Here is a 19083-nt window from a genome sequence, read left to right as displayed (position 1 = left end):
AGCCTTGTGGCGTCTGCCGTCTCAGTGGTTTCGCATTATAGATAGTTCAATGTTATTGGCAAGCGATAAATACAAAAAAACACAATAAAAAAGCCTGAGTGATTACTTATTGCTCAGGCTCATATTTACGCACCACTTACCCAAATATAACACACAGGCTAATAACAAAATCCTGTGGATAACTCTAATCATCACTCTCAAAGAAGTAAGAAACCCGTGATCTAGGATTTAGATACTCCTTTACTTTGTCAGGAAGCTTACTTGGCAAAATTGCATTAACTATCTTTATCTCTTTTTCTGCTAGGTCAATGATCGGTGCCTGAGTCCTAGGTACAGAGGGGTCGTAAATAAGAACATTAGGAAAAAGTATATGCTTAGCATTCACAGAAATAACTAACCCAACCATTTCATTAGACAATTGAACGACCGTTCCTGGAGGGTAGACACCCATAAACTTAATAAGAACGTTTAAGTTTTCGTTGTCATAAAGATGCTTACACTTCTTATATAAGTAAGACAACGCAACATAAGGAATCTTTTGCTCGGTGGGATTCATTGGATGACACAAATTGTCATAAGCATTTGCAACAGAGACAACCTTGGTTAGCTCATCAATTTCACCTTCCTTTAAACCCTTTGGATATCCAGACCCATCATTAAGCTCGTGGTGTTGCTCTATCACTATCTTTGCTGAATCAGGAAAAGATTCCATATTTGCCGCTAGGTCTAACCCGTACTTGGTATGTTGCTTTAAGTAATTGAACTCTGGTCCTGATAATGGGGTTTGCTTTCTTATAATAGCCGCTGGAACTTTAATTTTACCCATATCATGAAATAGTGATGCAAACGCAATATCTTTAATTTGTTGAGCAGACATTCCTTTTGCCTTAGCGATCATCATCGCAATCACTGAGACATTTAAAGAATGAAAGTAAATATCCTCGACTTCACTCTTGCTATTCATCAAATGCAAGGTGACACCTTCATTGTTTAATAATTTATCCACTATGCCATCAACTAAGGCAAGAGCTTCATCAACCGCTTTTTCGGGGCGATTGCGAATTTTGTTCATCACCGCTCTCATCTGAGCAAGAGATCGTTCGAATTCTTTTTCGCATTTAAGCACTTTCCGACGATAGGCGTTGAGCTCTTCTATTCTTTTTTGTTTTTCTTCCCAGAGTTTTTTTGCTTCAGCGTCAACTTGAACAGAAGTCTCAGATGGCTCTGGAATGGCCTGATTAGCCGGTAATGGCTGAGCATCACTTTGAGATGGGTTAATAAAAACATGCTGAATACCCAAATGTTTAATCATTTGGATTTGTTCTTCGCTTTTTATCTTAAAGCTATTAAATAAGAAGGGATGATCGTTCCACTTAACAGGAAGTCGGACATGCAACCCTGGTTGAATACGATCAACCGAAATTTTAATACTGGCCACAAATATACATCTAAGTTATTACCTCAAAACACATCACCAAACACTATGCAAAGAAATCTTGCATAGCCAGTGCCTATAGGTGAGATTTTATGTCATTAACAGCTAAGATACCAGTTCACAGTTAAGTATCCAACGGACACCAAATTGGTCCTCTACCTTGCCAAAGCGTGCTCCCCAAAAGGCATCCGACAACGGCATCATTACCCTCCCGCCCTCTGATAATTTATCAAATACCTTTTCTTGTTTGCCGAGGTCATCAAAGACCAGAGCCAGTGCCATATTATTGCCGCTGCGTTCCGTTGCTAACACACCATCGGACATCATGATTCGCATACCAAATGCCTCAAATTCCGCATGCATGATCCAATCAGGGTCTGCTCCATCAATTTGTTGGGGAGCATCTTTAAATCTCTGTTGTGATACAACCACACCACCAAAACATTTATGGTAAAAATCTAGAGCCTGTGCGCATCTGCCTGCAAAAAAAAGGTATGGGGTTAGTTGCATCATAGCTATCTCCTTATAAGTATTAACAAAATATAGCTGAACGATGGGTACCTTTCCTAATCAAAACCTTAATTTCAGTTATTTTTTATTACTTGTGTTAGATAAATCACTTAGATTTCTACTTCTAGCAATCAATACCATACCGTCTATACGTATCCACATTGGTTAGATTCAAAGATAATTAGAGGAGATATTTAAACCTAAAAACAGCAAAGCCCCGAATTAAACCGTGGCTTTGTTACTTTATATATCAAGGATCTGACTAACCTAGCTACTGTGGAAGATTTGATCGGTGTCTAGTGAAGTCATTGAACGGATTTGTCGCCATAGATAATAGAAGATACCAAACATCATCAGCATGCTTGGAACCGCAATAGCAGGGTAACTATAGAGAGTCAGCTTTCCTAGCTCTTCATTGAATGCCGCGGTACCTGAAGGGCTGGTTACAATCCAAGTGGCGAGAAAATAATTCATTGCCGACGAGAAAGCAAAAGTACTTGCAAACAAGTAATTCGATATAACCAAACAGCGCTCAAATGCAGCTTCATTACCCGTTTGTTTTAATCTCTCTTTTATTAACGATAGATTCAATACCGTATCGTTCAAAATCACTTTCTTCACGATGGGATAGCGCGTAAAAGTCGAACCCAAAACCGTCAAACCGATCAGCCCCGGAATCAACGCCTCTTTAAGAGCGAGCCAACGCGTATCCAACTCTAGCAAACCAATCCCACCCGTCAACAGCACACTAATAAACCCTAGCGCAGCAATAAAATTAAATTTCTTGTTGCGAATTAGATCCATTCCGCCATAAGCGACTGGAAAGGCCAAAGCAACCACCAGCGCCATCACAGTTCCAAGATGTTCATCACCGCTGAATTTCATCAAAATAAAAGATGGAAGAAAAACGTTAAAAACAATCTCGAATAGGGGGTTCGATTTTTTACTTGCTGTATTACTCATAATTTTCCAATTTAAAGACGATAGATTAATTCTAGCACTAGGAGAATTGTTCATTGTCTAGACCAAGATGTAAAGCCCTGTGACTTTGAGCCGTGAGTTTGAATTTGCAAAAGCATGTGTACCCATCCCCTAAATCAAGCTGGAGTCTGCTCTAACAATGCTAAGCACTAGAGAAAATAGCTTCCATCTTTAGGTGAAGGAAAACGCAGGGGTTTTGTGCGTAGAGACATGACGATAATTGAAACATTGCACGTAGAAGTGAATCGAAAGGTACAGTAAACCTCTAGGATCATAAAGATTTGAATGGCATTAGATACAACAAAGCCCCGACGTGAATCGAGGCTTTGTCATTTAAATATGGTACCGGTAGGCGGACTTGAACCGCCACGCCCGAAGGCAACGGATTTTGAATCCGTCGTGTATACCAATTTCACCATACCGGCATCTTGGGGTTTCCCCTTTGATGTTTCGCATTATACGTAACATCATCGGCTTCGCAAGCCTAAAAGCTTGAAAACCTTTTCGTTTGACGATAATTTCACCATGGAGCAGCAAGGTGTGCGTTTGCTCTCTTCCCTAGAGAGTCTCAACACTATATTCTTTCCGCAATATTTACACATTTACGAATCAATTATGACTACAACCAATGCCCTTCCACCAGCGGGTTTAATGCGTCGCTTAGGTGCTCTTTTTTATGACTCACTTATTGTTATGGCTATTTTGATGATGGCTGGAGGATTGATTGTTGCAATCTTAGAAGCTCTCGTTGCTCTAGGTGCTGTGAATTATACCCCCTATGCAGATGCTAGTGATTTACTCAGTAAGCACCCCGTTTGGAGCCCTATTTATACTTTTTATTTGGTTGCCGTTGCGGTCTATTTCTTTGTTTTTTTCTGGACTCGCGCTGGTCAAACACTAGGAATGCGCGCCTGGAAGCTTCAAGTTCAAAACAAACAAGGTGGTGCGATCAGTATTACTCAAGCACTAATACGCCTGTCTACCTCCGCATTTGGGTTAGGTAACCTAACGGTGCCATTTGATCCGCAAAAACGTGCTTTCCAAGATATTTGGGCTAAAACACAAGTTGTTGTGCTACCTAAAGCCAATTAATTACACGTTTAAAAACCAAAAAAGGAAGCGACTAAGCTTCCTTTTTTGGTTCTGGACGATTTATAGAACAGTCTACATTGTCGTTTCTAGGCTATAGTTTTCGGCGTAATAGCATCAATGCAATTGAAAGAAATACTATGCTCGGTGCGACGGCGCCAAAGACCGGGGGAATCCCATAAACCAAACTTAATGGTCCAAAAAACTCACTGGAAATGTAGAAAGTAAAACCAGCCACTACCCCTGAAAGAATCCTTGCTCCCATGGTTACCGTTCTCAATGGGCCGAAAATGAATGACAGCGCCATCAACATCATCACTGCAATAGAAAAAGGTTGCGTGACTTTACGCCATAGTGCCAATTCATATCGAGATGAATCAAGCTCAGAGTCATTCAAATAACCAACGTAATCAAACAACCCGGTCAAAGAAAGCTCCTCGGGTTTAACGGTCACAACAGCCAACTTGTCAGGTTCCAAAGAAGTCGTCCACTGATATTCTGTCAACGTCTGTTTTGACAACTCAATTCCATCACGCATATCGGTCACTTGGACATCGCGCATTACCCACTGATTATCTTGTAGGTAATCCGCTGACTTAGCGTACACGACGGTTTCAAGCTGCTTGTCATCATCAAATCGCCACATATTGAGCGAAGACAATCGATCATCATCGACCTTACCAATAAAAATAAAATCATTAGCATCTCGCGCCCACACCCCGGTTCTTACCGACAATAACTGTCCGCCCGACGTTGCAAAAGCACGCAGGTCTCGCGCCATTTTCTGCGCTTGAGGGGCGCCCCACTGCCCTAACAACGTGACGATGATCATAAGCGGAATCGCGGTTTTCAAGACGGACACACCAATGTTCAGCTTTGAAAAGCCCGACGCTTGCATGACCACAAGTTCAGAACTTGAGGCTAGCATCCCTAAACCAATGAGAGCACCCAATAACGCGGCCATAGGGAAAAACATTTCAATGTCGCGGGGAATGCTTAAAACGACAAAGAGGAGAGCCTGAAGAAGATCATAGGTCCCATTACCCACTTTTCTTAACTGCTCAACATATTTTATGATGGCAGACAGTCCGACAAACGTGGTTAACACCAATGAGGTCGTCGCAATGATCGTTTTACCGATGTATAAGTCTAAGATCTTAAACACTTGCTTTCGCCACCTTTTTTTGTCTAATGCGGTCTTTGAATTGTCTGACCAATATACTGTCCATCATATTCGCTCCAATAGCAGCCAGGAGTAACATCGCGTTAATTGGCCACATGCCGACAATAACAGGAATGGAGCCGTCTTCAATCGCTGACTTAGTTGCACTGATGGATAAGAAATAAGCCAGATAAATTAATATTGCAGGCCCCATTTTCGCAAAGCGACCTTGACGAGGGTTGACCGCAGAAAGTGGCACCACCAACATCGTCAATAACGGAATACATAACACTAAAGAAATACGCCATTGCAGCTCGGCCTGCGCTCGCATATCACTCGTTTTAAGTAATTCCAGCGTTGATTTGGCTTCCCAGTCGCGTCCTTTCGGTTTGACGTCTCGCTGGCCAATTAGTCCATCGTATTCATCAAATACTGTATTACGATAATCAAGGCGAGTGGGAATACCCTCATAACGGATGCCTTCATACATGGTAATCACTTGGCGGCCATCATTGGTCTCTTTTATATCACCGTGATTCGAGAACATCACACTTGGTAGAATCGTACCACTAGGGCGTAACTGTGCAACAAAGACATTATTGAGCTGTTTGTCTTGGATATCATCAATAAACACAACCGAAGACCCATCGGGTGTCCGTTGGAAAGTCCCCTTTTTCAAAAGGTCAACGGTATTTTCCGATTCCAGCTGCTCCATTAATTGTGTTTCTTTTTCTTGGCTCCATGGTGCTAACCAGAAAGAGTTAAAAGCAGCAATACAACCCGTAATCAATGCCAAATACAGTGCCGCTTGAATCAGAAATTTATTGCCAATTCCGGTGGCGTTCATCACAGTTATTTCACTTTCCGCGTACAAACGACCAAAGGTCAGCAAAATCCCGATAAACAAACTTAAAGGGAGCATAAGCAAACCCATAGTAGGCATATTGAGACTAACAATGGATAAAATCATACGTGCAGGTATTTCACCGTCAGATGCCTCTGCCAGTACACGGATAAACTTTTGGCTTAGAAACACTAAAAAGAGCACAAAAAAGATGGCTAATTGGCTCTTGAGTGTCTCGCGGATCAAATATCTAACAATAATCACGCTGAAAGTACCTATAGAAAACTTGTTTTTTTGGTTGAATCACTATAATTTCCCGATGAACCTTTTATTTTTAAAATTTTCACTAACTGTTAGTTCGCTTAATTAAAACGTAGTTCCAAGTATGGATTCAACAAGTAAGCTTGCATTATCTAACATTTAGTTCGATTTGTCTTCAGGATGTAGGAGTACGCATGGAGTTCAATGTAAAAAGTGGCAGTCCAGAGAAACAACGCAGTGCATGTATTGTTGTCGGAGTGTTTGAACCAAGACGCCTTTCTCCAGTAGCTGAACAGCTGGATAAAATCAGTGACGGCTACATCAGTTCACTTCTTCGCCGTGGTGATCTAGAAGGTAAGCCAGGACAGATGCTGCTATTGCATCAAGTACCCGGTGTACTATCAGAGCGTGTTTTACTCGTTGGATGTGGTAAAGAACGCGAACTTGGCGAACGTCAGTATAAAGAAATTATCCAAAAAACCATCAGTACACTTAACGAAACAGGTTCTATGGAAGCGGTATGTTTCCTGACAGAATTGCACGTCAAAGGTCGAGACACCTACTGGAAAGTTCGTCAGGCGGTTGAAGCAACCAAAGATGGCCTTTATACCTTTGACCAGTTCAAGAGCAATAAGCCTGAAACGCGCCGCCCACTTCGCAAGTTAGTCTTTAACGTACCAACACGCCGTGAGCTCAGCCAAGGTGAAAAAGCGATTGCTCATGGTCTCGCGATATCTTCAGGTGTCAAGGCATCAAAAGATCTTGGTAACATGCCACCAAACATTGCTAACCCAGCTTACCTAGCCTCTCAAGCGCGTCGTCTTGCCGATGATTATGAAACTGTGACGACAAAAATCATTGGCGAAGAAGAAATGGCCAAACTGGGCATGAACTCATACTTAGCCGTAGGTCGTGGTTCAAGAAACGAATCTATGATGTCAATTATGGAATACAAAGGTAATGCTGATCCTGACGCAAAGCCAATTGTATTAGTGGGTAAAGGGCTGACCTTTGATTCAGGCGGTATTTCACTTAAGCCTGGCGAAGCAATGGATGAGATGAAGTACGACATGTGTGGTGCAGCGTCTGTATTCGGTACAATGAAAGCACTGGCTAAGCTCAATCTACCGATTAATGTGACCGCTGTTCTTGCTGGTTGTGAAAATATGCCAGGCAGTAACGCGTACCGCCCGGGTGATATTTTAACCACCATGTCAGGCCAAACGGTTGAAGTGCTTAATACGGATGCAGAGGGTCGCTTAGTGTTATGTGATGCTCTTACCTACGTTGAGCGTTTCGAGCCTGAGTGTGTGATTGATGTTGCAACATTAACAGGGGCTTGTGTGATGGCGCTTGGTCACCACATCAGTGCGGTTCTTTCTAACCACAACCCGCTATCTCATGAATTGGTGAATGCATCAGAGCAAGCCAGTGACCGAGCTTGGCGCATGCCGATGGCTGATGAATATCACGAACAGCTAAAGAGCCCATTTGCTGATATGGCAAACATTGGTGGTCGTCCTGCGGGAACGATTACGGCCGGCTGTTTCTTGTCAAAGTTCGCCAAGAAATACCACTGGGCACACCTTGATATTGCAGGTACAGCTTGGAAGTCAGGAGCAGTAAAAGGCTCAACTGGCCGCCCAGTATCAATGCTTGTCCAGTTCTTGCTAAATCGAAGTGGCCAAGAAGGCGAAGAGTAATCGTCAAAAAGGGCCGAGAGGCCCTTTTTTATGCACCACGACAAAAGCAACATCCCTCAGTCATTGAGCCATAGTGAGAACCATGAACAAGGCCACTTTCTACATCGTCAATCTCGATAGCCCTCAAGCGACGAAAAAAGGGTTTGATGATTATGCGTTGTTTATGAGTAAACATTTTGCCAAGCAAGGTGCTAAAGTCTATTTGCACTGCCACAACAAAGAGCATGCCGAACACATCGCCGAGCTCTTTTGGCAGTCCGAACCCGAAGACTTTATGGCGCATAACCTGGTTGGTGAAGGGCCTAAGTACGCTACAAATATTGAAATTGGCTACCCAAACGTAAAGCACACATGGAATCGCCAAATCGTAATTAATTTGGCGGATAATAATACAACCTTTGCGAAGCAGTTCTCAGAGGTGGTAGACTTCGTTCCTTGCGAGGAAAATGCCAAGCAGCAAGCTCGAGAAAGGTATAAAATTTACCGGCAAGCAGGTTTCAACCTGCAAACCATCGAGATACAGCACCCATAGTCAAACCTTATAGTTAAAGCGATCTTAGCCTAATTATTTCAGACGTAGATCCTTCACTTATAAAGTTTGACCATTTACTAATTCACAGTACCGATTTAAGAGCACTATGGAAAAGACATACAACCCAACATCTATCGAACAAGCGCTATATCAAGCTTGGGAAGAAAAAGGCTACTTCAAGCCACACGGTGACACATCAAAAGAAGCGTACAGCATCATGATCCCGCCACCGAACGTTACTGGTAGCCTTCATATGGGCCACGCATTCCAAGATACCATTATGGATACCTTGATCCGTGCGCAGCGTATGAAAGGGAAGAATACCCTTTGGCAAGTGGGTACTGACCACGCTGGTATCGCAACACAAATGGTGGTTGAACGTAAAATTGCTGCAGAAGAAGGCAAAACAAAACACGATTACGGCCGTGAAGCGTTCATCGATAAGATCTGGGATTGGAAAGCGGAATCAGGTGGCACGATCACTCAACAACTTCGTCGTCTTGGTGCGTCTGTCGATTGGGATCGTGAACGATTCACTATGGATGACGGCCTATCGGCTGCGACTCAAGAAGTGTTTGTTCGTCTATACGAAGAAGACCTAATCTACCGTGGTAAGCGTCTAGTAAACTGGGATCCTAAACTGCACACGGCAATTTCTGATCTTGAAGTTGAAAACAAAGACAAAAAAGGTTTCATGTGGCACTTCCGCTACCCATTAGCGAACGGTGTTAAAACGGCTGATGGCAAAGACTACATCGTTGTTGCGACGACTCGTCCTGAAACTATGCTTGGCGATACAGGTGTTGCGGTTAACCCAGAAGATCCACGTTACAAAGATCTTATCGGTAAAAAAATCCTGCTTCCTATCGTCAACCGTCTTATCCCTATCGTAGGCGATGAGCACGCCGATATGGATAAAGGCACAGGTTGTGTAAAAATCACTCCAGCCCATGATTTCAACGATTACGAAGTGGGCAAGCGCCATAGCCTACCAATGATCAACATCCTAACGTTCAATGGTGATATTCGTGATGCGGCTGAAGTCTTCACGACTAATGGTGAAGAAAGCGATGTCTACTCAACAGAACTTCCTGCTAAATACCAAGGCATGGAGCGCTTTGCTGCTCGCCGAGCAACCGTTGCTGAATTTGAAGAGCTAGGCCTTCTTGACGAGATCAAAGATCACGACCTAACTGTCCCTTACGGCGACCGTGGTGGCGTGGTTATCGAACCAATGCTGACTGACCAATGGTACGTGCGCACAGCGCCTCTTGCTGCACCTGCGGTTAAAGCGGTTGAAGATGGTGAAATCCAATTCGTACCTAAGCAGTACGAAAACATGTACTTCGCGTGGATGCGTGACGTGCAAGACTGGTGTATCTCTCGTCAACTTTGGTGGGGCCACCGTATCCCAGCGTGGTATGACAACGATGGTAAAGTTTACGTAGGTCGCACAGAAGAAGAAGTTCGTGAAAAGAACAACCTAGCGCCTGTTGTTGTGCTTAAGCAAGACGACGACGTACTGGATACCTGGTTCTCTTCTGCACTTTGGACGTTCGGCACACAAGGCTGGCCTGAAGACACTGAAGCAATGAAAACATTCCACCCATCAGAAGTACTGGTATCTGGTTTTGATATTATCTTCTTCTGGGTTGCTCGTATGATCATGATGACCATGCACTTCGTAAAAGACGAAGATGGCAAGGCTCAAGTACCTTTCAAAACCGTTTACATGACGGGCCTTATCCGTGATGAAAACGGCGACAAAATGTCTAAGTCGAAAGGTAACGTACTTGACCCTATCGACATGATTGACGGCATCGGCCTTGAAGAGCTAGTAGAAAAGCGTTGTGGCAACATGATGCAACCTAAACTGGCGGCTAAAATCGAGAAGGCGACACGTAAAACGTTCGAAAACGGTATCGAACCATACGGTACGGACGCACTGCGTTTCACTCTTGCTGCTATGGCTTCAACGGGCCGTGACATCAACTGGGACATGAAGCGTCTTGAGGGTTACCGTAACTTCTGTAACAAGCTATGGAACGCAAGCCGTTACGTACTGATGAATACAGAAGAACACGACTGTGGCATGTCTTTGTCTGTTGAAGACCGTGCAAACATGGAATTCTCTCTGGCTGATAAGTGGATTGAATCTCAGTTTGAAGTTGCCGCGAAAGAGTTTAATGCTCACCTAGACAACTACCGTCTAGACATGGCAGCAAACACGCTTTACGAATTCATCTGGAACCAATTCTGTGACTGGTACTTAGAGCTAACTAAACCTGTTCTTTGGAAAGGTACTGAAGCTCAACAACAAGCGACTCGTTACACGCTTATCACGGTTCTTGAGAAGACTCTGCGTCTTGCTCACCCTGTTCTTCCTTACATCACTGAATCTATCTGGCAGAGCGTTATTCCACTGATTGACGGCGTTGAAGGCCCTGACTCTGAAGACAGAACCATTATGACTCAAGCACTGCCTCAGTTTAATGAAGCGAACTTCAATGCAGAGATCGTAGAAGACATCGAATGGGTTAAAACGTTCATCACCGCTATCCGTAACCTGCGTGCGGAATACGACATTGCTCCTAGCAAAGGCCTAGAAGTGATGATCAAAGTGGCGAACGAGAAAGATGCAGCTCGTATCGAAGCAAACAAGATCGTTCTTACTTCTCTAGCTAAGCTAGACGATATAAAGGTTCTAGCAGACGGCGAACCTTCTGATCAACAAGAACTACCGGCTTGTGCAACGAAGTTAGTTGGCAAATCTGAGCTGATGATCCCAATGGCGGGTCTTATCGACAAAGATGCAGAACTTGCTCGTCTAGACAAAGAAGTGGCTAAGACTCAAGGCGAAATCAAACGTATCGAAGGTAAACTCGGTAACGAAGGTTTCGTTGCTAAAGCACCTGAAGTTGTTATCGCAAAAGAGCGTGAAAAGCTAGCAAGCTATAAAGAGACTCTGGTTAAGCTTGAAGAGCAAAAAGCGACCATCGCTGCACTTTAAGTTCCAAGCAATCTCATCAAGAAGCCAACCACTCGGTTGGCTTTTTTTATGATCTTTTTTCTGAGCATTGAACAAACAAATATTCTCTTCTAATCTTTAGTTAATTACCGCATTCATAAGGACGTACCCTGTGAGATTTAGCCTATTGCTCAGTGTATTAATGTTGGCCTTTCCCTCTTTCGCCGATGATTCTTCATCATCTAAGATCATAAAGATTTCCGCCGGAGATTGGCCTCCATTTATCGGAAAAGATCTCGACGCTTTTGGTTCAGTAGGAAAAAAAATCACCGAGGTTTTTGCCCTTCAAGGCTATACCGTAGAATTTGAGTTCTACCCTTGGACACGAGCTTACGTAAAAGCACAAGAAGGCGAATTCGACGCAACGGCGGTATGGATGTTTGATGAAAGTCGAACGGAACACTTCTACTATAGCGATCCGGTTGCAAAAGAAGAGTTTGTCTTTTTCTACAATAAAGAAACCCCGTTTAGCTGGTCTAGCTTAGAAGACTTAACAGGGAAAGAGCTTGGCGGTGGCATAGGCTACAGCTACGGAGAGCCCCTCAATAAACTCATAGACTCAAAACAAGTCAGCATGAGCCGAGTTAAAGAGCCTAGCCAAAATATCCTGCGACTAAAACATCAAAGAATCGATCTGTACCCAGAGGAAAGACAGATAGGCATGTATAACCTAAGTCAACAACCAAAAGAGGTGCAAGACAGTATTACCTACCACCCTAAACCTTTTTTGAGTAATGACAGTTTCCTCTTATTTTCAAAACAAAGCCCAGATGGAAAAGCGTTACTCGACATTTTCAATCAAGGGCTTAAACAATGGAACGCAAGCCAGGTGACTGACTAAGGCACAAGACTGATAAGCTAACCTAAACCACTCTATTTTGTGTACGGCCTTCATGAAAGGCCACCACATTATCAATCAAGATATTAGCCAACTTTTGAATCGATGAGTCACTTCCCCATGCAACGTGGGGAGTCAAAATAAGGTTAAGCATTGAGGCATTCGCCAAAAGCGGATTATGCTCATCAGCAGGTTCTTGAGTAAAGACATCCACCCCAGCTCCAGCGATCATGCCAGATTGCAGTGCGTTGACCAACGCTTGCTCATCAACTAACCCTCCTCGACCGGTATTAATCAAAATAGCGGTTGGCTTCATCTTTTCAAATTCAGCCGTTGAGATAATGTGGTGTGTTTGAGTGGTTAGCGGACAATGTAATGTCATCACATCGGCTTGCTGAAGGACTTCTTCAAACGGTAAATAACCTTCTCGACAATCTTTGCTTGGTACGCCCTTTCGCTCCGAAAAGACAACCTTCATACCAATCGCTTTGGCTAATGCAGCCGTTGCTTGACCTAATGCACCACTACCGATAACGCCTAATGTTGATCCCGCCACATCCCCAATAGGATGAGTAAAGAAACAGAACTGTTTATCACGTTGCCACTCACCGTTTTGAATATCTTGATGGTACCCAACTAGATTTCTTCGAAGAGTAAACAGCATTGCAATGACATGTTCAGGCACTGACTGCGTGGCATAGCCTTGCACATTCGTCACGGCAATATTTGCACCACGACAATACTCAACATCAACATTGTTATACCCCGTTGCAGCCACGGCAATAAGGCTAAGGTTCGGTAGCTTAGCTAAGATATCAGCGTCAAGTACGACTTTATTGACCAACACAATATCAGCGTCTTTAATACGCTCAAAACACTGTTCAGGTAAGGTGTAGTCGTATTCAATCCATTCATGCTCAAATGGTAATGTGGCGATGTTTATCTGCTGTGGGACGGTTGCTCTATCTAGAAAAACGACGGTTGGCAAAGGCATAAAGATTCCTTATTTAGCAGCGTGGTAATGTTTTGTAATCAGGCAGTGTTTCTGGGCAATCAAAGTGTTGCAAAATTTGCGCGTTAACACCTGGGTAGAAGTCACACGGTACAAAAATGGTTTGTCGCTTCTCTGTCGCAGGATGATAAAAACTCAACTCTGCGGCATGCAGCTCCAAACGCGAGCTAAACGCTAGCGCCTCTGCGTTAGCATAAAACTCATCGCCAACAATCGAATGCCCTATGGCTTGCATGTGAACGCGAAGCTGATGAGATCGCCCAGTAATGGGAAGTAGACGAACAATTGAGGTACTCGCTTCATGCTCAACCAACTGATACTTAGTTTGCGAGGGCTTACCGTCATCAAAGCAGACTTTCTGTCTCGGTCTATTCGGCCAATCACAGATAAGTGGCAAATCAACACTCCCCTGCTCAGCTTCAAGACTGCCCCAGACTCTCGCATAATAGATTTTATGCGTTAAACGGTATTGAAACTGCTTTTTCAATGATCGTTCTGCCGGTTTATTTTTCGCCAGTAGCATCAAACCCGATGTCGACATATCCAAACGATGCACCACTTGAATCTCAGGGTACTCCACCACTAAACGACTCCACATACTGTCGTAGTGATCAGCCAAACGACCGGGAACAGAAAGAAGGCCTGAGGGCTTATTGACCGCTAAGATATCGTTATCTTCATAAACAATATCAATCCAAGGATCGGTTGGTGGTGTGTATTCGAGCATCGCCATAGTAAGTTCTCAACATGGACTAAAAATAGAAAAATGGCTGTTAGCCAAAAGATGCTTTTAGCTTCTATCTTTTAGCTTCTAAAAGAAAAATGCTTCTAACAAAAAGAAGAGTAGCCCTTTCTATTAGAAGCAATGATATTACGAGTTTTGGTCAAAATTACGAGTTTTGGTCAAAGCTACACAGGTTTAGTTGTGGCTCACCACAATCAAACGTAATGAATCCAATTGAACCTGAGCTTTACTGATATAGACAGTCAACTCTTTGATTTGTGCATCAATCGCTTCAATCTCCTCATCACGGATATTCGGGTTCACCGCTTTCAAGGCTTGTAAGCGCTCCAACTCACCATTTAGGCTCGCTGACATCTCTTTCTGGGCTTGCTCTCGAACCGCTTCCACTTTTTCAGCAACCAGATTGTCACCCGCCTCAATCAAACCGTGGACTTCATTTTGTACTGAAGAAACCAGTTTACTAGCAAGATGACGATTCACAGGGCTGAGTTGGCGGTTAAAGCTATCGAACTCCACTTGGGCAGAGAGATCATTGCCACGTCCGTCCATCATCAAACGGATTGGGGTTTGTGGCAAGAAACGAGTAATACCACTGCGTTTCGGCGCTTGTGCATCCACAACATAGATAAGCTCTAACAGTAATGTACCGACTGGTAGCGCTTTATTTTTCAATAACGAAACCGCTGATGCCCCCACACCTTCACTCATCAACAAGTCGATACCACCTTGAATCATTGGGTGCTCCCAACTGATAAAGTTCATATCTTCACGTGATAATGCGGTTTCACGATCAAAAGTGATCGTCGCACCTTCATAAGGTAAGCCAGGGTAGCTTGGTACCATCATGTGTTCTGATGGAGTCACAACCAGTGCATTTTCGCCTTTATCGTCTTGGTTTAAACCAATGGTATCGAATAAGCTCAATGCAAAACTGACCAGATTGGTATCACCATCGGTTGCAGAAATAGTCTCCACAATGGCCTGCGCTTTATCGCCACCATTAGAATGCATTTCAAGCAATCGATCTCGACCATTTTCTAATTGAGACTTGAGTTCTTTATTCAGTTTCGCAGATTCTGAGATGACTTCATCAAGCTGCTCGATTTCACCAGATGCCAGCATATCCACTAACGCATCAGAATATTTATCATAGACAGCACGACCTGTAGGGCAAGTTTCTCTGAATGCATTCAAGCCTTCGTCAAACCAACGCGCTAGGATTGCTTGGGAAGTGCCTTTCAGATATGGGACATGAATATCAATATCTCGTTGTTGGCCAATACGATCTAAGCGACCAATACGCTGCTCTAACAGGTCAGGGTTAAACGGTAAATCAAACATTACGAGTTGATTAGCAAACTGGAAGTTACGTCCTTCTGAACCAATTTCGCTACACAGAAGAACCTGCGCACCGCCTTCTTCCTGAGCAAAATACGCTGCTGCTTTATCACGCTCAATGATCGACATGCCTTCATGAAAAACGGTCGCACGAATACCTTCGCGTTCGCGAAGTGCTTGCTCTAATTGCAGTGCCGTACTAGCGCGAGAAGCGATAACTAAGATTTTTTCACTACGCTTTTCTTGTACTTTTTCAATCAACCAGTTAACACGTGAATCAAACTGCCACCAGCTGGCATCATCACCTTCAAATTCTTGGAAGATCTCTTCTGGGTAAAGATTTTTTAAAGCGCGAGCTTGAGGCGTTATCTTACCGCCAATCAATCCAGAAACACGCATAGAGGTCGCGTATTGCGTTGGAATCTCCATGGGTAGCAAATGCACATTGCGTGTTGGGAAGCCTTTGATCGCAGCGCGTGTATTTCTAAACAATACTCGACCAGTGCCATGGCGATCCATTAGGTTATCGATCAGCTCTTGGCGAGCAGCGGTTTTGGCTTCTTCATGATCATCATTTTCAATAATGCGAAAAAGAGGCTCAACATCTTGCTCAGACAACAGCTCTGTGATTTGATTTTTTGCATCATTTTCCAGCTTGTGACCTGAAAACAATGCAGCAACGGAATCGGCGACAGGCGCATATTGCTCTTCTTCTTGGACAAACGCCTCGTAATCATAAAAACGGTCAGGATCAAGCAGTCGTAAACGAGCAAAGTGACTTTCTCGACCAAGCTGTTCTGGCGTTGCCGTTAGCAACAGCACTCCCGCTGTTTTCTCCGCAAGCCCTTCGATCACTTGGTACTCTCGACTCGGCTTATCTTGGCTCCACTCTAGATGGTGCGCTTCATCAACCACCAACAGATCCCAATCAGCATCAAGCGCTTGTTCAAAGCGTCGACGGCTTTTACGAATGAAGTCTAAAGAACACAACACGTATTGCTGAGTATCAAATGGATTTTCAGCTTCCGCGAATGCCTCGATACAGCGTTCTTCATCAAAAATTGAAAAATGCAAATTGAAACGACGCATCATTTCCACCAACCATTGATGTTGAAGCGTTTCAGGCACAATGATCAAAATGCGTTCAGCACTGCCAGATAAAACCTGCTGATGAATAATCATGCCTGCTTCAATGGTTTTACCTAGGCCCACTTCATCGGCAAGTAAAACACGAGGAGCATGACGGCGCCCCACTTCGTGTGCAATGTAGAGCTGATGAGGAATAAGTCCGGCGCGCATGCCACATAATCCACGCATTGGGCTCTTATGCTGCTCAAACTGGTTGGTCAATGCTTTGTAACGCAGCACAAAGTTATCCATACGATCGACTTGACCCGCGAACAACTTATCTTGAGGTTTGTTGAAGCGAATATTATTGCTCAACATGATCTCTCGCAACATCACTTCTTCGTTGTTATCACTGCGTGTGCCAAGGTAGAAGTAAACGCCTTTGTTCTCTTCGACTTGTTCTACCTTGATAGACCAACCTTCTTGGCTTTCAACGACATCGCCGACATTGAATGTCACTCGGGTCACGGGAGCATCACTGCGTGCATATACACGATTTTCTTCTGCGGCGGCAAACATCAATGTCACTGTACGAGCATCCATTGCTACCACGGTACCTAAACCTAAATCGCTTTCCGTATCGCTGATCCAGCGCTGGCCCAAAGCAAATGTCATGAATCGACTACCTCATTATTCAAAATTGAAAATATTCTTTGTTATATTAGTTTGTATTTCATCAGTACGGGCATAAAAAGGATGACCCCAAAAGAATAATCATGAAAAAATCCGCACCAAAAAAGGTCGCTAATCTTACTTGAAGCTGTGATATAGGTCACGAGGTATCAACGGATTTTTTAACAGAAATCAGCCCGCCATCAAACTGTAAGAAAAGCATGTCATTTGTGTGTTTGAGTGTTGCTATAATCGTTAATGAATAAGCATGAATTTGTGTCACAACGGTCATTCATGGCACAAATTATGCTTTTTATGTCTAGAAATAGATCCACTAGGTATAGAAATAGATCAACACGGATTTGCAGTTGTAGGGCTTGGATTAAAGTACCAAGTGCGACGCATCTTCAAACGCGTTGTCACTCAGCCCTCTTCTGCAAGAAAGACTGCTAAGCAATGCCGCCGGCAAGGAGATGCTTATGACTGATACCGATCGAAAACTATTCGTTCTTGACACCAATATCCTGCTTCACGAACCTTTTGCTATCTACTCCTTTCAAGAGCATGACGTGCTCATTCCCATGACGGTGCTTGAAGAGCTTGACCGAATCAAAGACAGTAAGCGAGATGTTGCTCGAGACGCGCGAGTGGCCATTCGTGCTTTAGAAGGCATTTTCAAAGACGCCACGCCCGATGAGATTTCAGAAGGCATTCAATTTTCCAAAGAGATAGCCGCAACCGGGTCTATTTCTATTGTTGCTGATTTTGAATTGCAGGAAACCGTCAAAGCCTTTGCGGATAAAGCAGGTGATAACCGTATTCTCAATGCGGTACTCGATTTACAAACCAAGCACGCTCCCCGAGAAGTCATCTTAATCACCAAAGACATTAATATGCGTTTGAGGGCTAAAGGCGCGGGTGTCCGCTTTGTTGAAGATTATCGAACCGATCAACTCATTGACGACGTTCAATACCTCACCAAAGGCTTCCAACAACGCAAAGGCGCATTCTGGGAGAGCGTTGAAGAAGTCGACAGTCAATCTATTGGGGGGAAAACTTTCCACACTCTCGATCGCGAACCCTTTGAACCCACATTCATCAATCAATACATCATCGACGAAGAGAGTGACTTTGCGGCGAGAGTGGCCGAAATATCTGATGACAGCATCACGCTACAAGATCTCAGCCGCGAACGAATGATGCATAAACGTGCATGGGACATCACGCCGAAAAACATCTATCAAGGCATGGCGATGGATGCCCTACTCGACCCTGATATTGATCTGGTCATCTTAACGGGGGCGGCAGGGAGTGGTAAGACATTGTTGGCGATGGCTGCCGCACTGGAACAAACCATTGAGAAGAAGATGTTCGATAAAATCATTGTGACTCGAAACACCCCTGATATCGGTGAATCTATTGGTTTCTTGCCCGGCAGTGAAGAAGAGAAAATGATGCCTTGGCTTGCTGCTATCACCGATACACTCGAAGCGCTGCATAAACACGACCACTGTACCGAAGGGTCGATGAAATACATCTGTGATAAAGCCAATATTCAATTTAAATCGATTAACTTCATGCGTGGTCGATCCATTCAAAATGCTTTTGTCTTGCTCGATGAATGTCAAAACTTAACCGCATCTCAAATCAAAACCATCATCACCCGCTGTGGAGAAGGCACCAAAATCGTCTGCTCAGGTAATCTTGCTCAGATTGATTCCCACTACCTTACGCCCGTCACATCAGGGCTGACTTACATGGTCGAGCGATTTAAGAATTTTGAAGGCAGCGCCAACATACACTTAAACGGGGTCGTTCGTAGTCGACTCGCCGAATTCGCTGAAGAAAACCTGTAGCTTATAACC

14 protein-coding genes and 1 tRNA gene are annotated in these 19083 nt (G+C 43.9%); 6 read left to right on the top strand and 9 right to left on the bottom strand.

All coding sequences use genetic code 11. The features are described from left to right. Positions 1–184: 184 nt before the first annotated feature. The 4 genes from A1QO_RS15285 to A1QO_RS15270 all read right to left on the bottom strand — a co-directional run bounded on the left by A1QO_RS15285 (position 185) and on the right by A1QO_RS15270 (position 3351). Complete coding sequence (locus tag A1QO_RS15285; protein ID WP_017034471.1) at positions 185–1438, bottom strand: HD-GYP domain-containing protein; 1254 nt, start codon at positions 1436–1438, stop codon at positions 185–187. A gap of 102 nt (positions 1439–1540) precedes the next feature. Next, the gene (locus tag A1QO_RS15280; protein WP_017034472.1) at positions 1541–1948 is read right to left on the bottom strand and encodes a VOC family protein; all 408 of its coding nucleotides are present in this window, start codon (positions 1946–1948) and stop codon (positions 1541–1543) included. A 264-nt stretch (positions 1949–2212) separates the two neighbouring features. Next, on the bottom strand, positions 2213–2908 hold the full coding sequence (locus A1QO_RS15275) for a VC0807 family protein (protein WP_017034473.1): 696 nt from the start codon (positions 2906–2908) through the stop codon (positions 2213–2215). Positions 2909–3266: 358 nt separating this feature from the next. Beyond that, positions 3267–3351, bottom strand: a tRNA-Leu gene (locus A1QO_RS15270). 190 nt (positions 3352–3541) lie between these two features. Here A1QO_RS15270 and A1QO_RS15265 point away from each other — a divergent pair. Beyond that, positions 3542–4018: an RDD family protein gene (locus tag A1QO_RS15265; protein ID WP_017034474.1), complete on the top strand. Its 477-nt coding sequence runs from the start codon at positions 3542–3544 to the stop codon at positions 4016–4018. Positions 4019–4109: 91 nt separating this feature from the next. On the opposite strand, the gene lptG is transcribed toward A1QO_RS15265, so the two are convergent. Together lptG and lptF are read right to left on the bottom strand one after the other, a co-directional pair. Then, a complete protein-coding gene (gene lptG / locus A1QO_RS15260) occupies positions 4110–5180 on the bottom strand; it encodes an LPS export ABC transporter permease LptG (RefSeq protein ID WP_017034475.1) in 1071 nt (356 codons plus the stop codon). Then, positions 5173–6285 (bottom strand): LPS export ABC transporter permease LptF, encoded by a 1113-nt coding sequence (gene lptF / locus A1QO_RS15255; protein WP_017034476.1) that lies wholly within the window; start codon positions 6283–6285, stop codon positions 5173–5175. The genes lptG and lptF overlap by 8 nt, the downstream gene beginning before the upstream one ends. Before the next feature lie 191 nt (positions 6286–6476). On the opposite strand from lptF, the gene pepA reads away from it, so the two are divergent. The 4 genes from pepA to A1QO_RS15235 all read left to right on the top strand — a co-directional run bounded on the left by pepA (position 6477) and on the right by A1QO_RS15235 (position 12386). Then, positions 6477–7985, top strand: coding sequence for a leucyl aminopeptidase (gene pepA / locus A1QO_RS15250; protein ID WP_017039313.1), 1509 nt, complete (start codon positions 6477–6479; stop codon positions 7983–7985). Positions 7986–8067: 82 nt separating this feature from the next. Then, a complete protein-coding gene (locus tag A1QO_RS15245; RefSeq protein WP_017034478.1) occupies positions 8068–8517 on the top strand; it encodes a DNA polymerase III subunit chi in 450 nt (149 codons plus the stop codon). A 106-nt stretch (positions 8518–8623) separates the two neighbouring features. Beyond that, positions 8624–11527, top strand: coding sequence for a valine--tRNA ligase (locus tag A1QO_RS15240; protein ID WP_017038754.1), 2904 nt, complete (start codon positions 8624–8626; stop codon positions 11525–11527). 130 nt (positions 11528–11657) lie between these two features. After that, positions 11658–12386: a substrate-binding periplasmic protein gene (locus tag A1QO_RS15235; RefSeq protein ID WP_017040920.1), complete on the top strand. Its 729-nt coding sequence runs from the start codon at positions 11658–11660 to the stop codon at positions 12384–12386. 22 nt (positions 12387–12408) lie between these two features. On the opposite strand, the gene A1QO_RS15230 is transcribed toward A1QO_RS15235, so the two are convergent. From A1QO_RS15230 to rapA, 3 genes are all read right to left on the bottom strand, one after another. Then, positions 12409–13377 carry a D-2-hydroxyacid dehydrogenase gene (locus A1QO_RS15230; protein ID WP_017039311.1) on the bottom strand — a complete coding sequence of 323 codons (969 nt, stop codon included), beginning with the start codon at positions 13375–13377 and terminating at the stop codon, positions 12409–12411. A 13-nt stretch (positions 13378–13390) separates the two neighbouring features. After that, positions 13391–14128: a bifunctional tRNA pseudouridine(32) synthase/23S rRNA pseudouridine(746) synthase RluA gene (gene rluA / locus A1QO_RS15225; RefSeq protein ID WP_017039310.1), complete on the bottom strand. Its 738-nt coding sequence runs from the start codon at positions 14126–14128 to the stop codon at positions 13391–13393. Positions 14129–14314: 186 nt separating this feature from the next. After that, the gene (gene rapA / locus A1QO_RS15220) at positions 14315–17221 is read right to left on the bottom strand and encodes an RNA polymerase-associated protein RapA (RefSeq protein ID WP_017040919.1); all 2907 of its coding nucleotides are present in this window, start codon (positions 17219–17221) and stop codon (positions 14315–14317) included. A gap of 476 nt (positions 17222–17697) precedes the next feature. On the opposite strand from rapA, the gene A1QO_RS15210 reads away from it, so the two are divergent. Continuing rightward, positions 17698–19074, top strand: a complete 1377-nt coding sequence (locus A1QO_RS15210; protein ID WP_017039309.1) for a PhoH family protein — start codon at positions 17698–17700, stop codon at positions 19072–19074. Positions 19075–19083: the final 9 nt, after the last annotated feature.

It is taken from the genome of Vibrio genomosp. F10 str. ZF-129 (assembly GCF_000287055.2).
GTDB lineage: Bacteria > Pseudomonadota > Gammaproteobacteria > Enterobacterales > Vibrionaceae > Vibrio.
This window is presented reverse-complemented; position numbering and strand designations above follow the sequence as displayed.